Source organism: Anaerotignum propionicum (genome assembly GCF_024461735.1).
In the GTDB taxonomy this organism is placed as follows: Bacteria; Bacillota; Clostridia; order Lachnospirales; family Anaerotignaceae; genus Chakrabartyella.
Genome location: NZ_JANGAD010000001.1, coordinates 17804 through 39732, shown reverse-complemented (window position 1 = coordinate 39732; position 21929 = coordinate 17804). Strand labels below are relative to the sequence as shown.

Below are 21929 nucleotides of genomic sequence, written 5' to 3'. Positions count from 1 at the left end.
TTTCAGATTATTTGGAGTACAGCTCGACAATAAATGTTTCTTCAACAGGAATGTCAATCTGTGCTCTTGTAGGTTTTGCTACAACTGTGCCGCTTAACGCATCATGGTTTGCGGTCAGCCACTCAGGAACGATTTTGCCATCAGTAGAAGCCAAAACGTCTTTGTATCTCTGAATGGATTTATATTTTTCTTTTACTTCAATTGTGTCGCCAACCTTTACCTGATAGGAAGGGATATCAACAGGCTTACCGTTAACGGTTACGTGTTTATGACGAACAATCTGTCTTGCTTCTTTTCTTGTTCTGCCGTAGCCAAGACGGAACATTACGTTATCCAGTCTCATTTCAAGCAGCATAAGCAGGTTTTCACCAGGAATACCTTCTTTTTTCGCAATTTTTTCAGCCTGAGCATAGTAGCCTCTGAACTGTTTTTCTAAAACGCCGTAGATGAATTTAGCTTTCTGCTTTTCTCTCATCTGAAGGCCGTATTCGCTCATTTTTCTATTTGCTTTTAAGTTTTGCTTTTTGGATTTTTTATCAATACCAAGGTAGATGGGATCCAAGTTCAAGGATCTACATCTCTTCAGTACGGGTACTCTATCTCTTGCCATTTATCTACACCTCCTGATGATTATACTCTTCTGCGCTTAGGTGGTCTACAGCCGTTGTGAGGAACGGGTGTTACGTCTCTAATCATTGTAACATCCAAACCTGCAGCCTGCAATGCACGGATTGCAGCTTCACGACCTGAACCGGGGCCCTTTACAAAAACTTCAATGGTCTTCAGACCGTAGTCAGAAGCAGCCTTTGCAGCTGTATCTGCAGCCATCTGTGCTGCATAAGGTGTGGATTTTTTGGATCCTCTAAAGCCCAGCTGACCAGCACTTGCCCAAGAAAGCGCATTGCCAATAGCATCAGTGATTGTAACGATTGTATTATTAAAAGTAGACTGAATGTGAGCCTGGCCACGTTCTACTTTTCTTTTATCACGGCGTCTGCGAGTTGTTGTCTTTTTCACAGTTTTCTTAGCCATTATTCAAACCTCCTTTGAAATCAATTATTTCTTCTTATTCGCAACGGTCTTTCTAGGACCTTTTCTTGTTCTTGCGTTTGTCTTTGTTTTCTGTCCTCTTACAGGCAAGCCTTTTCTGTGGCGGATGCCTCTGTAACAGCCGATTTCAATCAGACGTTTGATGTTCAAAGCGATTTCTCTTCTCAAGTCACCTTCAACCTTTTGGGATTTATCAATGACTTCACGAATTTTAGCCACTTCATCATCAGTTAAGTCTCTTACTCTAGTATTAAGATCTACACCAGCTTCGTTCAAAATACGAACTGCACTAGGGTGACCGATGCCATAAACATAAGTCAGACCAACTTCAACGCGCTTTTCTCTTGGTAAGTCTACACCAGCAATACGTGCCATGTATATCTTGCACCTCCTATAATTTTCACTCAGTTATTTCATCTTCAAAAATTTTCGCATAAATAATTTATACCCATTGGGCATTACAAACAGAGCGAACAGCCGTCAGCCTGTACGCTGCCTCTGCTATTAACTGTATGCTCCTCCCGGTACATTGACGGATTTATCAAACGACTCTAAAAGGTATTCCCTTCGGATAAGTCATAAAATATATATCAGCCTTGTTTCTGTTTATGCTTTGGATTTTCACAAATGACCATTACACGACCTTTTCTCTTAATAATTCTGCATTTTTCACACATAGGTTTTACAGATGGTCTTACCTTCATTGTGATCGCTCCTTCCTTATTTCGCTCTCCAAATAATTCTGCCCTTAGACAGATCGTAGGGAGACATTTCAACTAATACTTTGTCGCCCGGCAAAATACGGATGAAGTTCATACGCAATTTCCCGGAAATGTGTGCCAGGATCTGATGGCCGTTTTCCAGCTCTACCTGAAACATGGCATTGGGTAATTTCTCCAGTATGGTTCCTTCTACTTCAATTACGTCATCTTTTGACAAGCCAAGAACCTCCTTAACAGTCTGCTGCTTTTACTTGATACATTTTTATAGCCTTACGAATATCTGCATCCAAAATGTAAGCATTTTGAATTACTTTTTCGGCCATAACTGCGTCCACAAAATTGGTAGGCTGTACATGAATCATTTTCTTGCGCTTGGGCTTCTCAACCTTACGCGTTTTTCCGTTGGCCAAATATAAATACCTGCCTTCAACGGAAAGAACCATCATTGCCTCACCCTTGTCGTGTCCGTCTTTAGAAAAAACGATTTGCCCGATTTGATATTCCAACGCAATCACCTCTATTCTTTCTTATCTATTAGGGTAACGTGAGAATCTCGGGGGCACCGTCAGTAATCAATATAGTATTTTCATAATGCGCTGCGTTTTTCCCATCTTTGGTAACCGTAGTCCAACCGTCTTTCAACAAGTGAACATTGTAATCACCCACATTTACCATAGGTTCAATAGCAAGGGTCATACCCTTTTTCAACTGAGCTCCTTTGGATAATGTTCTGAAGTTGGGAATCTCCGGCGCCTCATGCAGTTCCTTGCCAATACCATGGCCAACATAAGCACGAACAACGGAAAATCCATTTTTTTCTACGTATTTCTGGATAGCAGAACCTATATCATTGAGATGATTGCCTTCTTTTGCAAATTTTATGCCTTCAAAAAAGCTTTGTTTGGTCACTTCAATTAATTTTTTTGCTTCAGCTGAAATTTCACCTACTGCATAAGTTCTGGCCATATCACCATGATAGCCTTCTAAGATACATCCCATGTCAACACTAAGGATATCTCCTTCTTTTAAAATTCGCTTTCCGGGTATCCCGTGCACAACCTCCTCATTGATTGAGGTGCAAAGTGTTGCGGGAAATCCGCCATAGCCTTTAAAGGAGGGAATACCACCTTGACTGCGAATATAATCCTCAGCTAGCTGATCAAGATATGCCGTTGTTACACCGGGTGCAATAGCCTTTGCAATGAGTTCTTCTGTTTTTGCCAGAAGCTGCCCAGCTCTACGCATTTTCGCAATTTGATTTTCTGTTTTAATCGTGATTACCATGTTATCTCTCCAGACCTTCTATGATTGCCTTGGTGATTTCGTCAATGGGCATTGTACCGTCCACTTCGATTAATATGTTTTCTTTTTCATAAAATGCAACCAAAGGCTCACTTTGTTCGTGGAATGTTTTAATTCTTGCAAGTCCTGCCTCTGTTGTATCATCTTTGCGCTGGGTCAGTGTTTCACCGCACACATCGCAAACACCAGCAACCTTCGCAGGCAAGAATAATTTATTAAAAGTCGCACCGCACTTAGGACAAGTTTCTCTTGCAGTTAATCTGGCAAGCATAATCTCGTCAGGCGCATTAATATAAACAACTTTATCCAGAGCTACCATTTCTTCAAGCTTTTCCGCCTGAATGACAGTACGAGGGAAACCATCCAAAATAAAACCGTTTTTGCAGTCATCCTTCTGAATTCTCTCTTTTACAATAGCAATGATTAATTCGTCAGAAACTAAGCCGCCAGACGCCATAATGCTCTTCGCCTGAATACCCAGCTCTGTACCCTTTGCAACTTCTTCTCTTAGCATGTCACCCGTTGAAATATGAGCGATACCATAATGCTTTACCAAACGTGCAGCCTGTGTACCTTTACCTGCAGCGGGTGCACCAATGAGAACCAATTTCATAACAATCATTACCTCTTTTCTTTAGATAGCCCTTCTCTTTTTGAACTCCCCATTCAACCCCGGGAAATGCCTAAGCATTTCCCAGCAGGTCAAGATTATTCACTCAAAAAACCTTTATAATGGCGCATGAGCAATTGGCTTTCCAAAGACTTTACAATATCCAGTGCAACACCAACCACAATGATTAATGTTGTACCGCCAAAGCCTACGTTAATTTTAAATATCCATTGAAGCACAACAGGTACCATAGCCAAAATTGAGTAGCAAATGGCGCCAACCAAAGTAATTCTGTTTACAACCTTTGTGATATATGTGCTTGTGGGTTGACCCGGTCTAATACCAGGGATAAATCCACCATTCTTCTTCATATTCATTGCGATTTCGTTGGGGTTAATCACAATAGAAGTATAGAAATAGGTGAAGAATAAAATAAGCGCAATATACAGACACGCACCAATGGGATGTGTCATATTAAGAATTTCTGTAATCTTTGTAAATGTTGCACCTTTATTGGGGATAAAGTTGCCGATTTGCTGTGGGAACTGCAACAGGGAAATCGCAAAGATAATTGAAATAACACCTGCAGTATTTACCTTAATAGGCATTGTTGTGCTGCTTCCACCCATTTGCTTGTGTCCTGCCATTTTGGAAGAATACTGCACAGGCAGTCTTCTTTCACCAGTATTTACACATACAATAAATGCCAATACAACCAGCAAAATAATCAAAATCGCTGCAACCTTTGCAACACCGGCTACGCCGGAACCAGAAATTGTATAATACATACTTGCAATACCTTGAGGCAAGTTAGAAACGATATTGATAAAAATAATCATGGAAGAACCGTTTCCAATGCCCTTTGCAGTTATCTGCTCAGCCAGCCACATTACAAATGCAGAACCGGTAACCAAACAAATTACAGATGCTGCATAAATCAGCGTACTGTTGGTCAAGAACATATTCTGATAAGTATATGTGAGACCTGCACCCTGGATCAGCGCCAACACAACTGTCAGATATCTGCTGTAAGACTGTAACTTTTTACGCCCTTCCGGGCCTTCTTTTGAAAGCTGTTCAAACTTCGGAATGGCAATCGTCAGCAACTGCATGATGATCGATGCATTAATATATGGGCCGATACCCATAGCAAAAAGGGACCAACTTGAGTTTGCGCCACCGGCGATTACACTATACAGTGTACCAACACCAGTCGCTCCCCTTGCTGCGATTACACTTGCCGCGTCAATACCGGGTAAAGCGATTAATGTACCTAATCTAACGATTGCAAAAATCATCAGAGTGTACAATATTTTGTTTCGAATTTCTTTCGTTCTCCAGGAATTAACGAAAATCTTAAACATTAAATCACCTCTGCTTTTCCGCCGGCTGCTTCAATCTTTTCAAGCGCAGTTTTGCTAAACTGATTTACTTTGATTGTAAGTTTTCTTTCAAGCTCACCCTCTCCGAGAATCTTAACGCCATCTCTGGGATTGCTAACTAAGCCAACAGCTTTTAAAGCATCGATATCTACTACTGCATCGTTTTCAAAAACGTTTAACATGTTAACGTTGATGGAAATGATTTCTTTACTGTTTCTGCATGTGAAGCCTCTTTTGGGAAGTCTTCTGTATAAAGGCATCTGGCCGCCTTCAAAACCGCACTTACCGCCGGCACCGGAACGCTGACCCTGGCCTTTATGGCCTCTGCCTGCTGTTTTACCGTTACCTGTTGCATGACCTCTGCCGCGTCTCCATGCACTTTCCTTGGAGCCTTCTGCAGGTCTCAAATCGCATAAGTTCATTTTTGCACCTCCTCAAATCAAATTTCTTCAACTTTTACAAGGTGGCTTATCTGATGGATCATTCCTCTGATAGCCGCATTGTCCTGCTGAATGACACTGCTGTTAGTCTTTCTCAGTCCCAAAGCCTGCACTGTTTTTTTATGTTTCGGAACTGCTCCGATTGTAGATTTCACTAATGTGATTTTAATTTCAGCCACTGTCAATTCCTCCTTAACCTAAGAGTTCTTCTACAGTAATGCCACGAAGCTTAGCAACTGCTTCAGGTGTTGTCGCTCTGGACAAACCTTCAATTGTTGCACTTACAACGTTGCGCTTATTGTTGGAACCCAAGGATTTTGTTCTGATGTTACGTACGCCTGCCAATTCCAGTACCGCACGAGCGGGACCACCGGCGATAACGCCAGTACCTTCAGCAGCTGGCATCAATAATACGCTAGCACTGCCGAATACACCCTGTACATCATGATAGATGCTGTCTACATCGTTTCTTTCAACTTTGATGATGTTTTTGATTGCATCCTCTTTGCCTTTACGGATGGCATCGGGAATTTCAGCCGCTTTGCCCATGCCGCAACCAATGTGGCCATTGCCATCGCCAACTACAACCAGAGCTGCGAATCTGAATGTACGACCACCCTTAACAACCTTTGTTACACGGTTGATAGTTACTACTTTATCTTTCAGATCTAAAGTGCTTGGATCGATTCTCTTCAACTTGCTTTCCTCCTTGCCTTAGAAATTTAATCCGGCTTCTCTTGCTGCATCCGCCAAAGCTTTCACTTTACCATGGTAAATGAAACCGCCTCTGTCGAAAACAACTTCTGTAATGCCTTTTTCAACTGCTCTCTTTGCCAGTACTTCACCAACAACAGCTGCTGCAGCAACAGTGGAAGTAAATTCAACTTTGCTTGCAATTTCAGATTCCATTGTGGAAGCTGCAACCAATGTGTGATGTGTAACATCATCGATGATCTGTGCATACATATGCTTATTGGATCTGAACACTGCCAATCTAGGTCTTTGTGCAGTTCCATTCACATGATTGCGGATTCTATAGTGTCTTTTCACACGAGCCGCCGCACGAGATGGCTTTCTAATCATAGTATTTCACTCCGTTTCTAAAAATTAGTCATTTTCCGATATAAATAGCTCAAGCCGTCAGGCGTTGATTATTTCTTACCGGTCTTACCAACTTTACGTCTAATTTTCTCGTCAGCGTATTTAATACCTTTGCCTTTGTAAGGTTCAGGGGGACGTTTTGTTCTGATTTCAGCTGCAAACTGTCCAACTTTTTCTTTATCAATACCCTTAACAGTAATTTTGTTTGTACCTTCAAGGATTGTTTCAATACCTGCGGGATCTTCCATCTCAACGGGATGAGAATAGCCCAAAGTAAGTGTCAACTTCTTGCCGGACTTAGCTGCTCTGTAACCAACACCGTTGATTTCCAAAACCTTTGCATAGCCCTGTGTTACACCAACAACCATATTGAAAATCAATGTTCTTGTTAAACCGTGTAAAGCTTTATGCTTTTTCAGATCACTAGGTCTAGTAACTACGATCTGACCTTCTTCCATTGCGATATGCATGTCAGCGGATAATTTTCTTTCCAGAGTACCCATGGGGCCCTTCACTGTGAGCAGGTTACCTTCGCCGATTTTAACATCAACGCCGGCAGGCACTGCAACAGGGAGTTTACCGATTCTTGACATGGTCTGCACCTCCTATTTTCTTTAACAATTATTACCAGATAAAAGCAATAACTTCGCCGCCTACGCCAACTTTTCTTGCTTCTTTATCTGTCATCAAGCCGCGGCTTGTGGAAATGATTGCAATACCCAATCCACCCAAAACCTTAGGCAGTTCTTCTTTGTTTGCAAAAACTCTAAGACCTGGTTTGGAAATTCTTTTCAAACCTGTGATTACTTTTTGGTTTTTGTCTGCGCCATATTTCAAGCTAACGCGAATTGTGGATTTTACACCATCCTCAATTACTTCATAGCCCTTTACATAACCTTCTGTTGTCAAAATATCAGCAATTGCTTTCTTCATTTTGGAAGAAGGAACATCTACTGTATCGTGCTTTGCTGTGTTACCGTTTCTGATTCTTGTCAGCATATCTGCGATAGGGTCGCTCATTGACATTATGAATTCCTCCTTTCTTTTACCAGCTTGCTTTCTTTACGCCGGGAATCTGGCCCTTGTACGCCAATTCACGGAAGCAAATACGGCAAATTCCATATTTTCTAAGCACAGAGTGGGGTCTGCCACATACTCTGCAACGTGTGTAAGCTCTAGTGGAGAACTTAGGAGTTCTCTGCTGCTTCACGATCATAGATCTTTTAGCCATTTTTGTCCCTCCCTTTATTTTGCGAATGGCATACCAAATAATCTAAGCAATTCTCTTGCTTCTTCATCAGTCTTTGCTGTTGTAACAAATACGATATCCATACCTCTGATTTTGTCAACTTTATCATATTCGATTTCAGGGAAAATCAGCTGTTCTTTGACACCCATTGTATAGTTACCTCTGCCGTCAAAGCTATTCGCCTTTACACCACGGAAGTCACGTACACGAGGAAGGGCAATGTTGATCAATCTGTCAGCGAACTCGTACATTCTGCCGCCTCTGAGTGTAGTCTTACAGCCAATGTTCATACCTTCACGAAGCTTGAAAGCTGCGATGGATTTTTTCGCCTTAGTTACGACAGGCTTCTGTCCAGTAATGATAGTCATATCCTTTACTGCACCATCTAAAATTTTCGCATTTTCCTTTGCTTCGCCAACGCCCATGTTGATAATGATTTTTTCCAGCTTGGGCACTGCCATCTTGTTTGTATATGAAAATTTCTTAATCATTTCAGGAACTACTTCTGCTTCATAAAAATCTCTTAATCTGCTCATTGTTTACCTCCTTTCCAAGGATCAGTCGATAACTTCGCCTGTCTTTTTTGCTACTCTTACTTTTTTGCCGTCTTTAATCATAGCACCAAGACGTGTCGCCTTGCCATTATGAAGATACATTACGTTGGAAACGTGAATATAACTTTCCTTCTTAACGATACCACCCTGCTGATTTTTAGCATTGGGCTTTGTATGTTTAGAAATCATGTTAACGCCTTCTACAAGAACTCTGTTGTTCTTAATATCAACAGCAAGAATCTTGCCTTGTTTGCCTTTATCTTTACCTGTTGTTACAACGACTTTATCGCCGCTTTTCAATTTCAAGTTAGCCACCTAGCACACCTCCTTATAATACTTCAGGTGCCAGAGAAAGAATCTTCATAAACTGTTTCTCTCTCAGCTCTCTGGCAACGGGTCCAAAAATACGTGTACCCTTGGGGTTTTTGTCATCTTTGATAATAACCGCTGCATTGTCGTCAAATTTAATATAGCTTCCGTCTGCTCTGCCCACGGAGTGCACTGTTCTAACCACAACAGCCTTTACAACATCGCCTTTTTTAACAACGCCGCCGGGTGTTGCGTCTTTAACAGCTGCAACAATGATATCGCCAACGCCTGCATATCTTCTTGTAGAGCCGCCGAGTACTCTAATACAAAGGAGTTCTTTTGCTCCGGAATTATCTGCTACTTTTAATCTGGTTTCCTGTTGAACCATGTGATTGCCTCCTCTCCAAAAAGGATTATTTTGCTTTTTCGATAATACTTACAAGTCTCCATCTCTTGTCCTTAGACAAAGGTCTGGTTTCCATAACCTTTACGCGGTCACCGATGCCACATTCGTTGTTTTCATCATGTGCCTTGAGCTTGTAAGTTCTGTTTACGATTTTACCGTACAAAGGGTGTTTTACTTTATCTTCCACAGCAACAACAATTGTCTTGTCCATTTTGTCGCTGACTACTTTACCAATTCTGGTTTTACGAAGATTTCTTTCTTCCACAAAGAGTTCCTCCTTTCAATAGACCGGATTATTATTCTGCGGCTCTAGCCTTTTGTGTAATCACTGTCTGAATTCTTGCAATACTTTTACGAACTTCCTTGATTCTTGCTGTATTATCCAACTGGTTCGTTGCGTTCTGGAATCTCAGGTTGAATAATTCTTTTTTAGCAGAAACAAGGTCTCTTTGTAATTCATCTGCAGTCTTACCTGTCAATTCATTTACATAACCTTTTGTTTTCACTGCTGATCACCTGCCATTTCTGCCGCCTCTGCCTTGGAAACAATTTTACATTTGATAGGAAGCTTATGAATAGCCAGTCTCAACGCTTCTCTTGCTGTTTCTTCTGCAACGCCGCCAATTTCAAACATTACTCTGCCGGGTTTTACTACCGCTACCCAGAATTCAGGAGCGCCTTTACCGGAACCCATACGAGTACCGATAGGCTTCGCGGATACTGGTTTATCGGGGAATACTTTAATCCAAACGTCACCGCCACGCTTGATATATCTTGTCATAGCGATACGTGCTGCTTCAATCTGGTTTGCTGTAATCCAGCTTGGCTCCATAGCCATAATACCGAATTCACCGTAAGTTACTTTGTTGCCTCTATGGGCACGGCCCTTCATGGAGCCTCTTTGCTGCTTACGATATTTCACTCTTTTAGGCATTAACATAATTACTTAGCGCCTCCTTCCTTTTTCGCTGCTTTTACAGGAAGTACCTCACCTTTGTAGATCCAAACCTTTACACCCAACTTGCCGTAGGTTGTATCAGCTTCTGCAAAACCGTAGTCAATGTCTGCACGCAGTGTCTGAAGAGGAATGGTACCTTCATGATAGCTTTCTGTACGAGCCATATCCGCGCCGCCCAAACGACCGCTAACAGATGTTTTAATACCCTTTGCACCGAATTTCATTGTTCTGCCCATGGACTGTTTCATCGCACGACGGAATGTCACACGGTTTTCCAACTGCAGTGCAATATTTTCAGCTACCAGCTGTGCATCCAATTCAGGTTTTTTGATTTCGTCAATATTTACAGCAACCTTCTGTGTTGTCATTTTCTGAATGTCAGCCTTCAATTCTTCAATTGCCTGACCATTCTTACCAATAACGATACCGGGTTTTGCTGTGCTTACTGTAACCTTTACTCTGCCAGCAGTTCTTTCGATGGCAATTCTGGAAACGCCGGAAGCGTATAATTTAGATTTGATGAACTTTCTTATTTTAACGTCTTCTATAAGGTAGTCAGCGAATTCTTTCTCTGCATACCATTTGGTATCCCAATCTTTGATGATACCGACTCTTAATCCATGAGGATTTACTTTCTGTCCCATTTCGTACCTCCTTATCTCTCATTGAGAATGATGGAAATATGGCAGGATCTTTTCAGGATCCGATATGCTCTGCCTTGTGCTCTAGGGCGGATTCTCTTCATTGTGGGGCCCTGATCAGCACTTACCTCTTCCACATACAATTTGTTTACGTCCATACCCAAGTTGTTTTCTGCATTAGCCATTGCGGATTTCAAAACCTTCGCAATGATTTCGGAAGCATATCTTGGGGAATAATTTAACAATGCTGCTGCAGTAATAACATCCTTGTTTTTGATCTGATCCAAAACGATCTTCGCTTTTGTGGCAGGGATGCCAACATACTTTGCAGAAGCATGGGGTCTTTTTTCTTGTGTTGCAATGTTTCTTTCCTTCTTAATTTGGCTTCTATGACCTTTTGCCATGAACGAAACCTCCTTTCGTTATCAGATATTAGCGAACTCTTGATTTCTTTTCTGCGTCTTTGCCATGACCTCTGTAGCTTCTTGTCAGTGCAAATTCACCAAGTTTGTGACCTACCATATCTTCAGTAATATATACAGGCACATGTTTCTTGCCGTCGTAAACTGCGATTGTATGACCGATCATATCGGGGAAAATTGTAGAACGACGAGACCATGTTTTGATTACGTTCTTTTCGCCCGCTGCATTCATAGCATCAATCTTCTTTAAAAGATGATCATCAGCGAAGGGTCCCTTTTTGAGTGATCTGCTCATGTTTTAATCCTCCTTGTTTCGTGTTTTTGTGCTTTAGGCGGCCGCCTTTACACAATCCGATCTATTAGCCGTTTCTGCGGCGAACAATATACTTGTTGGAAGCTTTGTGCTTGTTTCTTGTTTTGTAACCCATAGCAGGCTTGCCCCAAGGTGTCATAGGAGATGGACGACCGATAGGTGCTCTACCTTCACCACCACCGTGAGGGTGATCGTTAGGGTTCATTACGGAACCTCTTACAGTAGGTCTGATACCCATGTGACGTTTTCTACCAGCTTTACCGATGTGAATCAGTTCGTGATCCAAGTTACCAACCTGACCAACAGTTGCTCTACATTCGATAGGCAGTAATCTCATTTCGCCGGAGGGAAGTTTTACTGTTGCATACTTGCCTTCCTTTGCCATCAACTGTGCAACGTTACCAGCGGAACGAACCAACTGACCGCCTTTGCCGGGCTTCATCTCAATGTTATGGATGCTTGCACCAACGGGGATTTTGCTCATAGGCATTGCATTGCCGGTTTTTACTTCTGCGTCAGGGCCGTTCATCAGCTTGTCGCCAACATTTAAGCCTACGGGAGCCAAAATATAAGATTTCTGACCATCAGCGTAAACAATGAGTGCGATGTTTGCTGTTCTGTTAGGATCATATTCGATCGCCTGAACTGTTGCAGGAACACCGTCCTTATTACGTTTAAAGTCTACCAATCTGTATTTAATTTTGGAGCCACCGCCGTGATGACGTACTGTCAATTTACCCTGATTATTTCTACCTGAATTTTTCTTAAGGTGTACCACCAAAGATTTTTCAGGAGTTGATTTTGTAATTTCATCAAAAGCGGACACTGTCATGTGTCTTCTAGATGGTGTATATGGTTTATATCTCTTAATTGCCATCTTCTGCACTCCTTTCGAGTTTCTTTCTATCTTCTACACGTTTCCGTGTGTTTTGCATTTTGCGTCTCATCTTAGGAAATTACATTCCCTGGAAGATTTCGATGTCTTTGCTGTCAGCTGTCAACTTAACAACTGCTTTTTTAAACTTAGGTGTAGAACCGAAGTGCACACCTCTTCTTTTGGGCTTGCCGTCGTAGTTCATTGTGTTAACGGCTGCAACCTTTGCGCCTGCGAACATTTTTTCAACTGCATCCTTTACCTGAGCCTTTGTTGCTGCAGGGTGTACAATGAAAGTATATTTCTTTTCATCTAAAACAGACATACTGCTTTCTGTGATAACGGGCTTCAAGATTACGTCATAATATTTCAAATCAGCCATTATGCGTACACCTCCTCGATTTTCGCTACCGCATCTTTTGTTACAACCAATGTGTTGTACTTCAAAAGATCATATACGTTAATTGTATTAACGGAAGCTGTTTTTACTTCAGGAATGTTTCTTGCGGAAAGCATTACATTGCTGTTTGTACCGTCCATAACGATCAAAGCCTTGCCGCATTTGATGTTTTCAAGTACCTTAGCCATTTCCTTTGTCTTTACTTCCGCCAAAGTCAATTCATCCATTACGATAATTTTGCCTTCTGCTGCTTTTACGGAAAGAGCGGACTGAAGTGCCAATCTCTTAACCTTCTTGTTCAGCTTGAAGGAATAATCTCTGGGCTTAGGAGCGAATACAACGCCACCGCCAACCCACTGAGGGGAACGGATGGAGCCCTGTCTTGCGCGGCCTGTACCTTTCTGTCTCCAAGGTTTTCTACCACCACCGCGAACTTCCGCGCGTGTCTTTGTGCTCTGTGTGCCCTGTCTCTGGTTAGCCAGATACTGAACAACTGCCAGATGCATTACATGTTCATTTGCTTCTATACCGAAAATAGCGTCGTTCAGTTCGACTGTGCCAACCTGATCGCCCTTCATGTTTAATACTGCAACATTTGCCATGTTAGTTTCCTCCTTTCGTAAAGTTTATCAAGCCTTTACGCTGTTTTTGATAACCAGAATAGAACCTTTTGCACCAGGAACTGCGCCCTTGATCAAAATTAAGTTCTTTTCTGCATCAGCACGAACGATTTCAAGGTTCTGAATTGTTACATTTTCACTGCCCATGTGACCTGGCATTCTCTTGTTCTTCTTAACACGGCTAGGTGTTGCGGAAGAACCCATGGAACCTGTAACTCTGTGAGATTTGGAACCATGAGCCATAGGCCCTCTGCTTGCATTATATCTCTTAATTGTACTCTGGAATCCTTTACCTTTGGAAACGCCGCTAGCGTCAACCTTGTCGCCTGCTGCGAATACATCAGCTTTGATTTCTGCGCCGATTTCATATGCGCTTGCATCTTCAATCAGGAATTCCTTTACATACTTTTTAGCTGTTACACCAGCTTTTTCAAAATGACCCTGAACAGGCTTTGTTACGTGTTTTGCTTTTGCATCTACAAAACCAACCTGAATTGCTTCATAGCCGTCGTTTTCAGTTGTTTTCTTCTGAACAACAACGCAAGGGCCTGCCTCAAGAACTGTTACCGGTACTAATGTGCCGTTTTCAGCGAAAACCTGTGTCATACCGATTTTCTTAGCCATAATAGCCTTCTTCATTTCCTGCACCTCCTAATTTTCTACAGCGGATTGCCCCTTTCAGGGAAATCATACTAGATTCATATAAGAGCTGTTGCCGATACAATATTTCGCATTTACTTCTTATATAAACCAGTTTTGGATTTTTTCTTTTCGGAAATACGTTCGGTTCGTTGCAATCCGTTCATACTTCAGATTTTATTTCATTACTTTTAATGTGATATCTACGCCAGCGGGCAAATCCAGACGGCTTAAAGCATCTGCTGTTTTTGCTGTAGGGCTGAGAATATCAATCAATCTCTTGTGGGTTCTCATCTCGAACTGCTCTCTGGAGTCTTTGTACTTGTGTACTGCTCTGATAATGGTCACAACTTCCTTCTTTGTGGGAAGAGGGATCGGGCCACTGATCTGTGCTCCTGTTTTCTTCGCTGTTTCGATGATCTGCGCCGCAGACTGGTCGATCAACTTATGATCGTAAGCTTTGAGACTGATTCTGATTTTTGGGTTTGCCATAAAAAAAGTCCCCTCCTTTTCGTACTTTTGATTTCAGCACGACAAGTGGTGACTGCACACTTATCCGGGTGTGTCCTGCAACGTAAGACACGAGTAACTACCCCCAAAAGAGGGCAGAAAATCCCTAATATTCAGTACAGTGACCTTGTCGCCCGGTTTCTTGAACTGGACATCGCTCCACAGAAAAACCCGCAAACCTTTATTTTATAGGCTTTTGGCAACCTTCTGCTTCAACACTCTATGTCACAACAGAAATTAGTATACACGAAAAAGCTTTGAATTGCAAGCTTTTCTTCTCATTTTTTTCAAAAAGTTCTTCTGATTTTAATAAAATTTTCCCTTCATATCCTAACTTTTTTTAAACAATATGCACAATAAATTAATTGGACTTCATTTATGACTTTCAGTACCATCTTTTTTGCAATCTCACAAACACTCAAACCATTTCATATTTATTGCCAAATTTTTTAAAAAAACTCCCATATTCTGTTTTTTTTATTATTAATAATCACTTCCAACCCTAAATAAATCTAAATACAAAAATCCGCCAACTGCTTCTCTGTGATTTTTAACATTTCCTCCAGTCCATATACATACGTGAAATACCATTCTTGTTCAGTAGTAGAGTTCTCATAGTCAAAGCATCTGCCTATTTGCTGATTTTCCATTGAAATATATCCATCCAGCGCACAAGGAAAATTTCCTGTTTTTCTCCTAAATGCTTTTAGTCTTTTAAGCCAGTCCTCTATACTTTCCTCTAGTTTTTTGATTTCTATAGGCACCTGTACCTCATCATCAAAATCTTTTTTGTATTTTCCAAAAAAATGACTGCGGCTTTTGCTGAAGATTTTCTGTATTTCGTCACGGGTAGACTTCAACTCTGCATTCAGCAAGCCTAACTCATCCAACAGCCCTTCCCTTTCCTGTTCAAGGTTTTCTTTGTCACAAAATTCCCACTTAACGTCTGCACTATGCTCTATATTCAGTTTATCTTGCGGATATAACCCATGAACCTTCTCTGACTTTTCGAATTCTGTTTTATCCATTTCATCCACTAAATTACCCTCAGCTCTACGTTCTCTTTTCAGCTTTTGAGAAAGACGCTGTCCATCCTCTTCCATTGCCGCAAATGTTTCCACCAGTATTTTCTGCAGATTCTCCATTTCATCTTGTATGGTATACAGCAGAGCATTTTCTTTGATGTTTTCCATTCCATTCTGTATTGCATATATTTTAGAATTTATACGTATTCTCCCTATACTATTTCTCTCGCCTACCAATACCATGGATTTTGTATTAATTTGTTTCATGTTATTCCAATTCTCCAGCTTTTCATATTCTTGCCACAATCTTTTAAAAAAGCTGTTTGCTTTTTCAACTATTTCACATACACCCGTTTGTATACTATTGATCTCACTGCCTTGTGCCTTGGCGTTATTGCTGCGTTCTATGCATACCAGTAAATCCGCTAAAAAAGTTGTGACGCTGTCAGAAATGGAAATAGCCTCTTCAACCAACTCACACCAAACAATCAAAGATTTTCCAGTGGTATCAACCTCATTTAGCAGGACAGAAGAACCTGAATGAACCATATCGAAGCACATTTCGTCCGCCAGTTGCCTTTCCAGCTCAGGAATTCTTTTTTTCTCTTCCTCAATATAAAATTCTACTTTTTCATAGGCTTTTTTTGCCTCATCCGCTTCCCACTTTACTTTTTTCAACTTTTCTTCAAAATTTTCGCTAAATAAAAATTTTAATACACTTCGTTCCATCCGATCCACAACATCTTTCTTTAGCACATACTCACTTTTTAACGCTTTCTTCCGTGCGCCATAAATACTCCTCCGCCCCCTCCAAAGATCCAATTCTGCCCGAGTGCACAAACCTTCCACCACTTTTTTGTCTAACATACTACTCCCCCATTCTATCCTGATCTTACTTGTTTTATTTTCTGCATACACAAAACTCTTTCCTCCATCTTACAATAAATTGTAAGAAATTGTTAAACTTCTTTCATCCTTTTAAGAAAGCATATAATGCTTAATGGAGCTAATAAAAAAGTAGTCCCATTGATTGGAAACCACTCGTAAATTTGTCTCACTAAAATACGAATTACGTCCATAAATATCAATAGAACTACTCTTATTCTTTAGGTAATCCACCATAATTATAGGAAAATGCCTGATTCACCCAGATTTATGTGATTTTACTCCTAATATTAATTTTTAAAACTATGAATTGGCGCAGGTATACGTCCCCCGCGGGCAATAAAGTTTTCACAGCTATAACGGTTCACCGGCATAACAGGTGCATGTCCCAATAAACCACCGAACTCCACATGGCCGCCTTCTTTTCTACCAATTACCGGAATCAACCGTACCGCTGTGGTTTTGTTATTCACCATTCCTATTGCCGCTTCATCTGCAATGATACCGGAAATGGTGGATGCAGGGGTATCTCCCGGAATGGCAATCATATCTAAACCAACAGAACAAACACAAGTCATGGCTTCCAGCTTCTCCAAGGTAAGTGCACCCTTTTCCGCCGCTTCAATCATACCATGATCTTCACTGACAGGAATAAATGCACCGCTCAAACCACCAACATAGGAAGATGCCATTACGCCGCCTTTTTTCACATTATCGTTCAGCAAAGCCAGGGCCGCTGTTGTTCCCGGTGCACCGGGCTCAGCAAGACCCATTTCCTGAAAAATTTCAGCAATACTATCACCAACAGCAGGGGTAGGTGCTAAGGAAAGGTCGATAATCCCAAAAGGAACATTTAATCTCTCAGAGGCTTCTTTTGCAATCATCTGTCCAACTCGAGTGATTTTAAATGCAGTGCGCTTTACTGTTTCACAAAGAGTTTCAAAATCTGCACCACGCACCTCTTCTAATGCTTTTTTCACAACACCGGGGCCGCTTACACCAACATTAATGGCACAGTCAGCTTCTCCAACTCCATGGAATGCTCCTGCCATAAAAGGATTATCCTCAACAGCATTACAGAATACAACTAGCTTTGCACAGCCAATGCATTCCGCATCTTTGGTCAATTCAGCTGTTTTTAGAATAATTTCCCCCATCTCTTTCACGGCATCCATGTTGATACCATTTCTGGAGGTTCCAATGTTAATGGAGGAACAAACTCTATCGGTAACCGCCATCGCCTCAGGAATAGATGCAATCAGCGTTCTATCGCTTTTGGTATAACCTTTATGTACCAAAGCAGAAAAACCGCCAATAAAATTCACGCCTACTTCTTTTGCCGCCCGATCCAAGGTCTGGGCAATACTCACATAGGAATCTGTTTGGCAGCCTGCCGCCGCAATCGCAATGGGTGTGATAGAGATTCTTTTGTTTACAACAGGAACGCCGTACTTCTTAGCCAGCTCATCCCCAACCTTTACCAAATCTTTAGCATAGGTAGTGATTTTGTTGTAAATCTTCTCATTGAACTTGTCAACGTCTGCATCGGCGCAGTCTAATAAGCTAATTCCCATTGTAATGGTACGAACGTCAAGGTTCATATCGTCAATCATGCGGTTGGTCTCTAAAATTTCATTTCTAGTTATCATTGTTCAGCCCTCCCTGATTAAATGCGATGCATAGCATCAAAGATTTTTGTGTGCTGAATTTTGATTTTCAGACCCATCTCATCGCCAAGGGTATTAAGCTTCTCTGAAATTTGGTCATAACCAAGCTTCATGCTTGTAATATCCACAACCATCACCATATTAAAGTAGCCCCCAACAATTGTTTGGGAAATATCTAAAATGTTAATGTTGCTTTCCGCCAAAACCGTACATACCTTTGCGGTAATTCCTACACAATCTTGTCCTAAAACGGTAATCACTGCCTTTTCCATTTCCTGCATTTTCTTTTTCCTCCTTAATAATCCGAAAAACAAAAAGCACCTTTGACCTGCCCTATCTTTCGTTTCGCAATAAAATTTTTATATTTTATCCCATAAACGCAATCTTATTGGCAAAATTACCCTTATGCACGATAACCCTTTAATTCCTGCCGATAAATCGGCTTATATATTAAGCGCGGACCTCGCCGCACACTTTCCATTAAAGTGATTTTTTCCACTGTAAAACTTTTGCCTTCCATTATAACGGCTTTTTGCACATCGGCAAAGCCTCTTTGGGGCTCAACTTCACGCCCTAAAGTGATGTGGGGACTAAGGCCTTTCTTTTCCCTTGCAAAACCCTGGCGCTCTAAGCTTTTTTCCAGCCCAAAAAACAACCTTTGCAAAGAATCACTTTTTTCCAGCCCAGCCCAGAGAATACCTCTATCCCCTCTACCAAAGAAACCGATTTGCCCTAACTTCAAATCAAATACACGATTCCTTTGCGCCGCCTCAAACATAGCTTCCTTCACATACTCCACATCTGAAGGGTCAATCTCCCCTAAAAAATGCAACGTAACATGAAAATTATCTTGGGGAGTATAATTCCCTCGACGACAATATTTTTGGGTTTCTGTCTGAATCTCAGATAGATATTCCCTAACCTCAGGGGATAGTTCAATGGCAATAAATGTACGCATATGTCCCCTCCTTCCTATGAAAAAAGCCCTTTGGGGATTAGAAACCATAATAATTTCATAACCCCCCCGAGAGCTTCTCGCTTCATCCCAATATTATGCTTTTACCAATGCAAGTGCTTTTTCCACAACGTTTTCAACGGTAAAGCCAAAATCCTTAAATAATAAGCCTGCCGGCGCAGATGCACCAAAGCCATCCATGCAAATGGTAGCGCCATCGAGACCTACATACTTATGCCAGCCAAAATCAGCCGCCGCTTCAACAGCAAGTCTTGCTCTTATCGCTTTAGGCATGATGCTTTCTTTATATTCAGGGCTTTGCTCTTCAAACAATTCCCAGCTTGGCATACTGATGACTCTTGCTTTTACACCCTTTTCAGCCAAAACATCATAAGCCTTGTAAATCAGTTCAACCTCAGAACCACTTGCCATTAATAAAACATCAGGTGTTCCGGTACAGTCCTTCAAAACATAAGCACCCTTTAATGCATCCTTACCTGTACCCTCCAAAGCGGGCAGGTTCTGTCTGGAAAGGATCAGAGCCGTAGGTGTACTTGTTTTTGTCAATGCTGTATACCAGCCTGCTGCTGTTTCTCTTGTATCGCAAGGACGGAAAGCAGTATAATTCGGCATACTGCGCAGCATCGCCAAATGCTCAATAGGCTGATGTGTAGGGCCATCTTCACCAACACCAATGCTGTCATGGGTCATAATGCTGATTACAGGTAATCCCATTAAGGATTCCATACGAAGGCCAGCCTTCATATAATCTGCAAATACAAAGAACCCTGCTATATAAGGACGTAAACCACCATGTACTGCCATACCGTTTGCCATAGCAGTCATAGCAAACTCACGAATGCCAAAATGCACATTGGAACCCGCTGGGTTTTCTTTGCTATAATATTCTCTGTCCTTCATAACGGATTTATTGGAAGGAGCCAAATCGGCAGAACCACCAAATAAGTTAGGCACAGCCTTTGCAACCTTTTGCAATACCTTTTCAGACGCCGCACGGGTAGCAATATCTCCTTCATTTTTCCAGAAGTCCTCATCATTTAATAAATCAACAGACAATTCGTCGCTGTGCCAAGCCGCATATTCTTTAGCCAATTCAGGATTTTTTTCAGCATAAGCCTTGAACATCTCATTCCAAGCAGCCTCTGCTTTTCCCCCATTTGCAATGATTTCAGCCATATGCGCCTTAACTTCCTCAGGAACGAAGAATTCATCGGCATATGTCCAGCTTAAATTCCCTTTTGCAAGACCAATTTCATCTGCACCAAGAGGTTCGCCATGAGCAGAAGCCTTGCCCTGCTTATTTGGTGCGCCATAACCAATCTGGGTGTTTACTTTTATTAAAGCAGGCTTATTTGAAGCTTTTGCTTCTGCAATGGTTTTAGCAAGCACATCTACATCGTTGCCATCTTCCACTTCAAAAACATCCCAGCCGTAAGCAATAAAACGAGCTTTTACATCCTCTGTAAAGGCAACATCTGTACTGCCTTCGATTGTAATTTTGTTGCAATCATATAATAAAACCAATTTGGAAAGACCCATTGTTCCAGCTAAAGATGCCGCTTCAGAAGCAACGCCTTCCTGTAAGCAACCGTCACCGCAAAGGGCGAAGGTATAATGGTCTACCACTTTAAAATCAGGTGTGTTAAATTTTGCTGCCAAGTGGCTTTCAGCCAAAGCCATACCTACTGCATTGGCAATACCTTGTCCCAAGGGGCCCGTTGTTGTTTCTACACCGAGGGTATGCTTATACTCAGGATGACCGGGTGTTAAAGAATTTCTTTGACGGAAATTTTTCAAATCTTCAATGGTCAAGCCATAGCCGAATAAGTGCAATAATGAATATAACAATGCAGAACCGTGTCCAGCTGAAAGAACGAAGCGATCCCTATCATTCCAAGCAGGATTCTTAGGGTTGATCTTCATTTCCTTTGCCCATAAGGTATATGCCATAGGTGCGGCACCCAAAGGCAAGCCGGGATGTCCGCTGTTTGCTTGCTGAATTGCTTCTGCGGAAAGAAAACGCAGGGTGTTAATCGTCAATTGATCCATAGGGTTCATGTTTTTACCTCCAAAAACAATAGTAACGGTTGTGTCAGATTATTTTTTAGGTACGGTTTCCCAATCTTTCAAGAAACGTTCAATACCAAGGTCAGTCAAAGGATGCTTTGCCATCTGTATTAATACGTTGTAAGGGATGGTTGCAATATGGCAGCCAACTCTTGCCGCATCAATTACGTGTAAAGGATTGCGAATGCTTGCCGCAATAATTTCTGTCTGAATGCCGTGTACATCAAAAATTTCAACAATTTCTTCGATTAAAGTCATGCCTACCGCACCAATATCATCAACTCTGCCTAAGAAGGGGCTAACATAAGTTGCACCTGCTCTTGCAGCCATTAATGCCTGTGTAGCGGAGAAAATTAATGTTACGTTTGTTTTGATGCCTTCAGCTGTCAAAATCTTTACAGCCTTTAAGCCTTCCAATGTCATAGGGATTTTAATTACTATATTTTTATGGATTTTAACCAGTTCTCTGGCCTCTGTTACCATGCCTTCATGCTCAAGGCTGATGACCTCCGCGCTGATTGGGCCGTCAACGATTGTTGTTATTTCCTTTACTACCTCAACGAAGTCCCTGCCTTCTTTTGCAATTAAGGAAGGGTTTGTTGTAACGCCGCAAATAACGCCTAAATCATTTGCCTCTTTGATGTGCTCCACATTCGCAGTGTCGATGAACATTTTCATGGTATAATCTCCTTTTTATTCTTTTTTAGATTCCCTGTTTTGTTTCCTGCAATTGTTGCCTGATTGAATATGGTTGTACAGACAATTAAATGAAATCCCAAAGGTCGTCCAAGTGGGAAATAATCAATT

General features: G+C 41.5%; 36 protein-coding genes. All 36 read right to left on the bottom strand.

The window, feature by feature from the left end:
- Window positions 1-7: 7 nt before the first annotated feature.
- The 36 genes from rpsD to fsa all read right to left on the bottom strand — a co-directional run bounded on the left by rpsD (window position 8) and on the right by fsa (window position 21800).
- Complete coding sequence (gene rpsD / locus NE558_RS00285; protein WP_072743737.1) at window positions 8-610, bottom strand: 30S ribosomal protein S4; 603 nt, start codon at window positions 608-610, stop codon at window positions 8-10.
- A gap of 20 nt (window positions 611-630) precedes the next feature.
- Window positions 631-1032: a 30S ribosomal protein S11 gene (rpsK, locus tag NE558_RS00280; protein ID WP_066047634.1), complete on the bottom strand. Its 402-nt coding sequence runs from the start codon at window positions 1030-1032 to the stop codon at window positions 631-633.
- Window positions 1033-1056: 24 nt separating this feature from the next.
- A complete protein-coding gene (gene rpsM / locus NE558_RS00275; RefSeq protein WP_066047632.1) occupies window positions 1057-1425 on the bottom strand; it encodes a 30S ribosomal protein S13 in 369 nt (122 codons plus the stop codon).
- 215 nt (window positions 1426-1640) lie between these two features.
- On the bottom strand, window positions 1641-1754 hold the full coding sequence (rpmJ, locus tag NE558_RS00270; RefSeq protein ID WP_004034721.1) for a 50S ribosomal protein L36: 114 nt from the start codon (window positions 1752-1754) through the stop codon (window positions 1641-1643).
- 16 nt (window positions 1755-1770) lie between these two features.
- Window positions 1771-1989: a translation initiation factor IF-1 gene (infA, locus tag NE558_RS00265; protein ID WP_066047631.1), complete on the bottom strand. Its 219-nt coding sequence runs from the start codon at window positions 1987-1989 to the stop codon at window positions 1771-1773.
- Between the two features lie 13 nt (window positions 1990-2002).
- Entirely contained in the window at window positions 2003-2278 is a 276-nt protein-coding gene (locus NE558_RS00260) for a KOW domain-containing RNA-binding protein (RefSeq protein ID WP_256147922.1), read from the bottom strand.
- Window positions 2279-2306: 28 nt separating this feature from the next.
- Entirely contained in the window at window positions 2307-3056 is a 750-nt protein-coding gene (map, locus tag NE558_RS00255) for a type I methionyl aminopeptidase (RefSeq protein WP_256147921.1), read from the bottom strand.
- A gap of 1 nt (window position 3057) precedes the next feature.
- Window positions 3058-3696, bottom strand: coding sequence for an adenylate kinase (locus tag NE558_RS00250; RefSeq protein ID WP_256147920.1), 639 nt, complete (start codon window positions 3694-3696; stop codon window positions 3058-3060).
- Between the two features lie 86 nt (window positions 3697-3782).
- On the bottom strand, window positions 3783-5048 hold the full coding sequence (gene secY, locus NE558_RS00245; RefSeq protein ID WP_256147919.1) for a preprotein translocase subunit SecY: 1266 nt from the start codon (window positions 5046-5048) through the stop codon (window positions 3783-3785).
- Entirely contained in the window at window positions 5048-5488 is a 441-nt protein-coding gene (rplO, locus tag NE558_RS00240; protein ID WP_256147918.1) for a 50S ribosomal protein L15, read from the bottom strand. Before rplO ends, secY begins: the two co-directional genes overlap by 1 nt.
- Before the next feature lie 17 nt (window positions 5489-5505).
- Window positions 5506-5685, bottom strand: a complete 180-nt coding sequence (gene rpmD / locus NE558_RS00235; RefSeq protein WP_256147917.1) for a 50S ribosomal protein L30 — start codon at window positions 5683-5685, stop codon at window positions 5506-5508.
- Window positions 5686-5698: 13 nt separating this feature from the next.
- Complete coding sequence (gene rpsE, locus NE558_RS00230; protein WP_066047622.1) at window positions 5699-6202, bottom strand: 30S ribosomal protein S5; 504 nt, start codon at window positions 6200-6202, stop codon at window positions 5699-5701.
- Between the two features lie 18 nt (window positions 6203-6220).
- The gene (rplR, locus tag NE558_RS00225) at window positions 6221-6589 is read right to left on the bottom strand and encodes a 50S ribosomal protein L18 (RefSeq protein WP_066047620.1); all 369 of its coding nucleotides are present in this window, start codon (window positions 6587-6589) and stop codon (window positions 6221-6223) included.
- Window positions 6590-6657: 68 nt separating this feature from the next.
- On the bottom strand, window positions 6658-7200 hold the full coding sequence (gene rplF / locus NE558_RS00220; protein WP_066047618.1) for a 50S ribosomal protein L6: 543 nt from the start codon (window positions 7198-7200) through the stop codon (window positions 6658-6660).
- 31 nt (window positions 7201-7231) lie between these two features.
- Window positions 7232-7633, bottom strand: a complete 402-nt coding sequence (rpsH, locus tag NE558_RS00215) for a 30S ribosomal protein S8 (RefSeq protein WP_256147916.1) — start codon at window positions 7631-7633, stop codon at window positions 7232-7234.
- A 19-nt stretch (window positions 7634-7652) separates the two neighbouring features.
- Window positions 7653-7838 carry a type Z 30S ribosomal protein S14 gene (locus NE558_RS00210; protein ID WP_066047615.1) on the bottom strand — a complete coding sequence of 62 codons (186 nt, stop codon included), beginning with the start codon at window positions 7836-7838 and terminating at the stop codon, window positions 7653-7655.
- A gap of 14 nt (window positions 7839-7852) precedes the next feature.
- Window positions 7853-8392: a 50S ribosomal protein L5 gene (rplE, locus tag NE558_RS00205; RefSeq protein WP_256147915.1), complete on the bottom strand. Its 540-nt coding sequence runs from the start codon at window positions 8390-8392 to the stop codon at window positions 7853-7855.
- Between the two features lie 21 nt (window positions 8393-8413).
- Entirely contained in the window at window positions 8414-8725 is a 312-nt protein-coding gene (gene rplX / locus NE558_RS00200; protein WP_256147914.1) for a 50S ribosomal protein L24, read from the bottom strand.
- Window positions 8726-8738: 13 nt separating this feature from the next.
- Complete coding sequence (gene rplN, locus NE558_RS00195; protein ID WP_066047605.1) at window positions 8739-9107, bottom strand: 50S ribosomal protein L14; 369 nt, start codon at window positions 9105-9107, stop codon at window positions 8739-8741.
- A 25-nt stretch (window positions 9108-9132) separates the two neighbouring features.
- Window positions 9133-9390: a 30S ribosomal protein S17 gene (gene rpsQ, locus NE558_RS00190; protein ID WP_066047601.1), complete on the bottom strand. Its 258-nt coding sequence runs from the start codon at window positions 9388-9390 to the stop codon at window positions 9133-9135.
- Between the two features lie 31 nt (window positions 9391-9421).
- Window positions 9422-9631, bottom strand: a complete 210-nt coding sequence (gene rpmC, locus NE558_RS00185; RefSeq protein ID WP_256147913.1) for a 50S ribosomal protein L29 — start codon at window positions 9629-9631, stop codon at window positions 9422-9424.
- Window positions 9628-10065, bottom strand: coding sequence for a 50S ribosomal protein L16 (rplP, locus tag NE558_RS00180; protein ID WP_066047596.1), 438 nt, complete (start codon window positions 10063-10065; stop codon window positions 9628-9630). Before rplP ends, rpmC begins: the two co-directional genes overlap by 4 nt.
- Window positions 10066-10067: 2 nt before the next feature.
- Window positions 10068-10727: a 30S ribosomal protein S3 gene (gene rpsC / locus NE558_RS00175; RefSeq protein ID WP_256147912.1), complete on the bottom strand. Its 660-nt coding sequence runs from the start codon at window positions 10725-10727 to the stop codon at window positions 10068-10070.
- 11 nt (window positions 10728-10738) lie between these two features.
- A complete protein-coding gene (rplV, locus tag NE558_RS00170) occupies window positions 10739-11128 on the bottom strand; it encodes a 50S ribosomal protein L22 (protein ID WP_066047593.1) in 390 nt (129 codons plus the stop codon).
- A gap of 28 nt (window positions 11129-11156) precedes the next feature.
- Window positions 11157-11441, bottom strand: a complete 285-nt coding sequence (gene rpsS, locus NE558_RS00165; protein ID WP_066047591.1) for a 30S ribosomal protein S19 — start codon at window positions 11439-11441, stop codon at window positions 11157-11159.
- Between the two features lie 64 nt (window positions 11442-11505).
- Complete coding sequence (rplB, locus tag NE558_RS00160; RefSeq protein WP_256147911.1) at window positions 11506-12336, bottom strand: 50S ribosomal protein L2; 831 nt, start codon at window positions 12334-12336, stop codon at window positions 11506-11508.
- Between the two features lie 79 nt (window positions 12337-12415).
- Window positions 12416-12715, bottom strand: a complete 300-nt coding sequence (gene rplW, locus NE558_RS00155; RefSeq protein ID WP_066047586.1) for a 50S ribosomal protein L23 — start codon at window positions 12713-12715, stop codon at window positions 12416-12418.
- Window positions 12715-13335: a 50S ribosomal protein L4 gene (gene rplD / locus NE558_RS00150; protein ID WP_066047585.1), complete on the bottom strand. Its 621-nt coding sequence runs from the start codon at window positions 13333-13335 to the stop codon at window positions 12715-12717. Before rplD ends, rplW begins: the two co-directional genes overlap by 1 nt.
- Window positions 13336-13362: 27 nt before the next feature.
- Window positions 13363-13992: a 50S ribosomal protein L3 gene (rplC, locus tag NE558_RS00145; protein ID WP_256147910.1), complete on the bottom strand. Its 630-nt coding sequence runs from the start codon at window positions 13990-13992 to the stop codon at window positions 13363-13365.
- Window positions 13993-14169: 177 nt separating this feature from the next.
- Window positions 14170-14484, bottom strand: coding sequence for a 30S ribosomal protein S10 (gene rpsJ, locus NE558_RS00140; RefSeq protein ID WP_066047582.1), 315 nt, complete (start codon window positions 14482-14484; stop codon window positions 14170-14172).
- Between the two features lie 530 nt (window positions 14485-15014).
- The gene (locus tag NE558_RS00135; RefSeq protein WP_256147909.1) at window positions 15015-16394 is read right to left on the bottom strand and encodes a hypothetical protein; all 1380 of its coding nucleotides are present in this window, start codon (window positions 16392-16394) and stop codon (window positions 15015-15017) included.
- Window positions 16395-16702: 308 nt separating this feature from the next.
- On the bottom strand, window positions 16703-18061 hold the full coding sequence (locus NE558_RS00130; RefSeq protein ID WP_256147908.1) for a PFL family protein: 1359 nt from the start codon (window positions 18059-18061) through the stop codon (window positions 16703-16705).
- Window positions 18062-18078: 17 nt separating this feature from the next.
- Complete coding sequence (locus tag NE558_RS00125; protein WP_256148348.1) at window positions 18079-18351, bottom strand: ACT domain-containing protein; 273 nt, start codon at window positions 18349-18351, stop codon at window positions 18079-18081.
- Window positions 18352-18482: 131 nt separating this feature from the next.
- On the bottom strand, window positions 18483-19037 hold the full coding sequence (gene thpR / locus NE558_RS00120) for an RNA 2',3'-cyclic phosphodiesterase (RefSeq protein ID WP_256147907.1): 555 nt from the start codon (window positions 19035-19037) through the stop codon (window positions 18483-18485).
- A 93-nt stretch (window positions 19038-19130) separates the two neighbouring features.
- Window positions 19131-21113, bottom strand: coding sequence for a transketolase (gene tkt, locus NE558_RS00115; RefSeq protein WP_256147906.1), 1983 nt, complete (start codon window positions 21111-21113; stop codon window positions 19131-19133).
- A 39-nt stretch (window positions 21114-21152) separates the two neighbouring features.
- On the bottom strand, window positions 21153-21800 hold the full coding sequence (gene fsa, locus NE558_RS00110; RefSeq protein ID WP_066047572.1) for a fructose-6-phosphate aldolase: 648 nt from the start codon (window positions 21798-21800) through the stop codon (window positions 21153-21155).
- Window positions 21801-21929: the final 129 nt, after the last annotated feature.

Excerpts from the sequence above, each read along its gene's own strand:
- rplR (WP_066047620.1), bottom strand. The coding sequence starts at position 6,589 with ATGATTAGAAAGCCATCTCGTGCGGCGGCTCGTGTGAAAAGACACTAT.
- map (WP_256147921.1), bottom strand. The coding sequence starts at position 3,056 with ATGGTAATCACGATTAAAACAGAAAATCAAATTGCGAAAATGCGTAGA.
- NE558_RS00125 (WP_256148348.1), bottom strand. The coding sequence starts at position 18,351 with ATGGAAAAGGCAGTGATTACCGTTTTAGGACAAGATTGTGTAGGAATT.
- rplO (WP_256147918.1), bottom strand. The coding sequence starts at position 5,488 with ATGAACTTATGCGATTTGAGACCTGCAGAAGGCTCCAAGGAAAGTGCA.
- rplW (WP_066047586.1), bottom strand. The coding sequence starts at position 12,715 with ATGGCTGATTTGAAATATTATGACGTAATCTTGAAGCCCGTTATCACA.
- rpsD (WP_072743737.1), bottom strand. The coding sequence starts at position 610 with ATGGCAAGAGATAGAGTACCCGTACTGAAGAGATGTAGATCCTTGAAC.
- rpsJ (WP_066047582.1), bottom strand. The coding sequence starts at position 14,484 with ATGGCAAACCCAAAAATCAGAATCAGTCTCAAAGCTTACGATCATAAG.
- rpsK (WP_066047634.1), bottom strand. The coding sequence starts at position 1,032 with ATGGCTAAGAAAACTGTGAAAAAGACAACAACTCGCAGACGCCGTGAT.
- rplV (WP_066047593.1), bottom strand. The coding sequence starts at position 11,128 with ATGGCAAAAGGTCATAGAAGCCAAATTAAGAAGGAAAGAAACATTGCA.
- NE558_RS00135 (WP_256147909.1), bottom strand. The coding sequence starts at position 16,394 with ATGTTAGACAAAAAAGTGGTGGAAGGTTTGTGCACTCGGGCAGAATTG.
- fsa (WP_066047572.1), bottom strand. The coding sequence starts at position 21,800 with ATGAAAATGTTCATCGACACTGCGAATGTGGAGCACATCAAAGAGGCA.
- rplN (WP_066047605.1), bottom strand. The coding sequence starts at position 9,107 with ATGGTTCAACAGGAAACCAGATTAAAAGTAGCAGATAATTCCGGAGCA.
- rplF (WP_066047618.1), bottom strand. The coding sequence starts at position 7,200 with ATGTCAAGAATCGGTAAACTCCCTGTTGCAGTGCCTGCCGGCGTTGAT.
- rpsM (WP_066047632.1), bottom strand. The coding sequence starts at position 1,425 with ATGGCACGTATTGCTGGTGTAGACTTACCAAGAGAAAAGCGCGTTGAA.
- rpsS (WP_066047591.1), bottom strand. The coding sequence starts at position 11,441 with ATGAGCAGATCACTCAAAAAGGGACCCTTCGCTGATGATCATCTTTTA.
- NE558_RS00210 (WP_066047615.1), bottom strand. The coding sequence starts at position 7,838 with ATGGCTAAAAGATCTATGATCGTGAAGCAGCAGAGAACTCCTAAGTTC.
- rpsC (WP_256147912.1), bottom strand. The coding sequence starts at position 10,727 with ATGGGACAGAAAGTAAATCCTCATGGATTAAGAGTCGGTATCATCAAA.
- rpsH (WP_256147916.1), bottom strand. The coding sequence starts at position 7,633 with ATGTCAATGAGCGACCCTATCGCAGATATGCTGACAAGAATCAGAAAC.
- rplE (WP_256147915.1), bottom strand. The coding sequence starts at position 8,392 with ATGAGCAGATTAAGAGATTTTTATGAAGCAGAAGTAGTTCCTGAAATG.
- rplB (WP_256147911.1), bottom strand. The coding sequence starts at position 12,336 with ATGGCAATTAAGAGATATAAACCATATACACCATCTAGAAGACACATG.
- secY (WP_256147919.1), bottom strand. The coding sequence starts at position 5,048 with ATGTTTAAGATTTTCGTTAATTCCTGGAGAACGAAAGAAATTCGAAAC.
- rplC (WP_256147910.1), bottom strand. The coding sequence starts at position 13,992 with ATGAAGAAGGCTATTATGGCTAAGAAAATCGGTATGACACAGGTTTTC.
- rplD (WP_066047585.1), bottom strand. The coding sequence starts at position 13,335 with ATGGCAAATGTTGCAGTATTAAACATGAAGGGCGATCAGGTTGGCACA.
- rpmJ (WP_004034721.1), bottom strand. The coding sequence starts at position 1,754 with ATGAAGGTAAGACCATCTGTAAAACCTATGTGTGAAAAATGCAGAATT.
- rplP (WP_066047596.1), bottom strand. The coding sequence starts at position 10,065 with ATGTTAATGCCTAAAAGAGTGAAATATCGTAAGCAGCAAAGAGGCTCC.
- NE558_RS00130 (WP_256147908.1), bottom strand. The coding sequence starts at position 18,061 with ATGATAACTAGAAATGAAATTTTAGAGACCAACCGCATGATTGACGAT.
- NE558_RS00250 (WP_256147920.1), bottom strand. The coding sequence starts at position 3,696 with ATGATTGTTATGAAATTGGTTCTCATTGGTGCACCCGCTGCAGGTAAA.
- thpR (WP_256147907.1), bottom strand. The coding sequence starts at position 19,037 with ATGCGTACATTTATTGCCATTGAACTATCCCCTGAGGTTAGGGAATAT.
- tkt (WP_256147906.1), bottom strand. The coding sequence starts at position 21,113 with ATGAACCCTATGGATCAATTGACGATTAACACCCTGCGTTTTCTTTCC.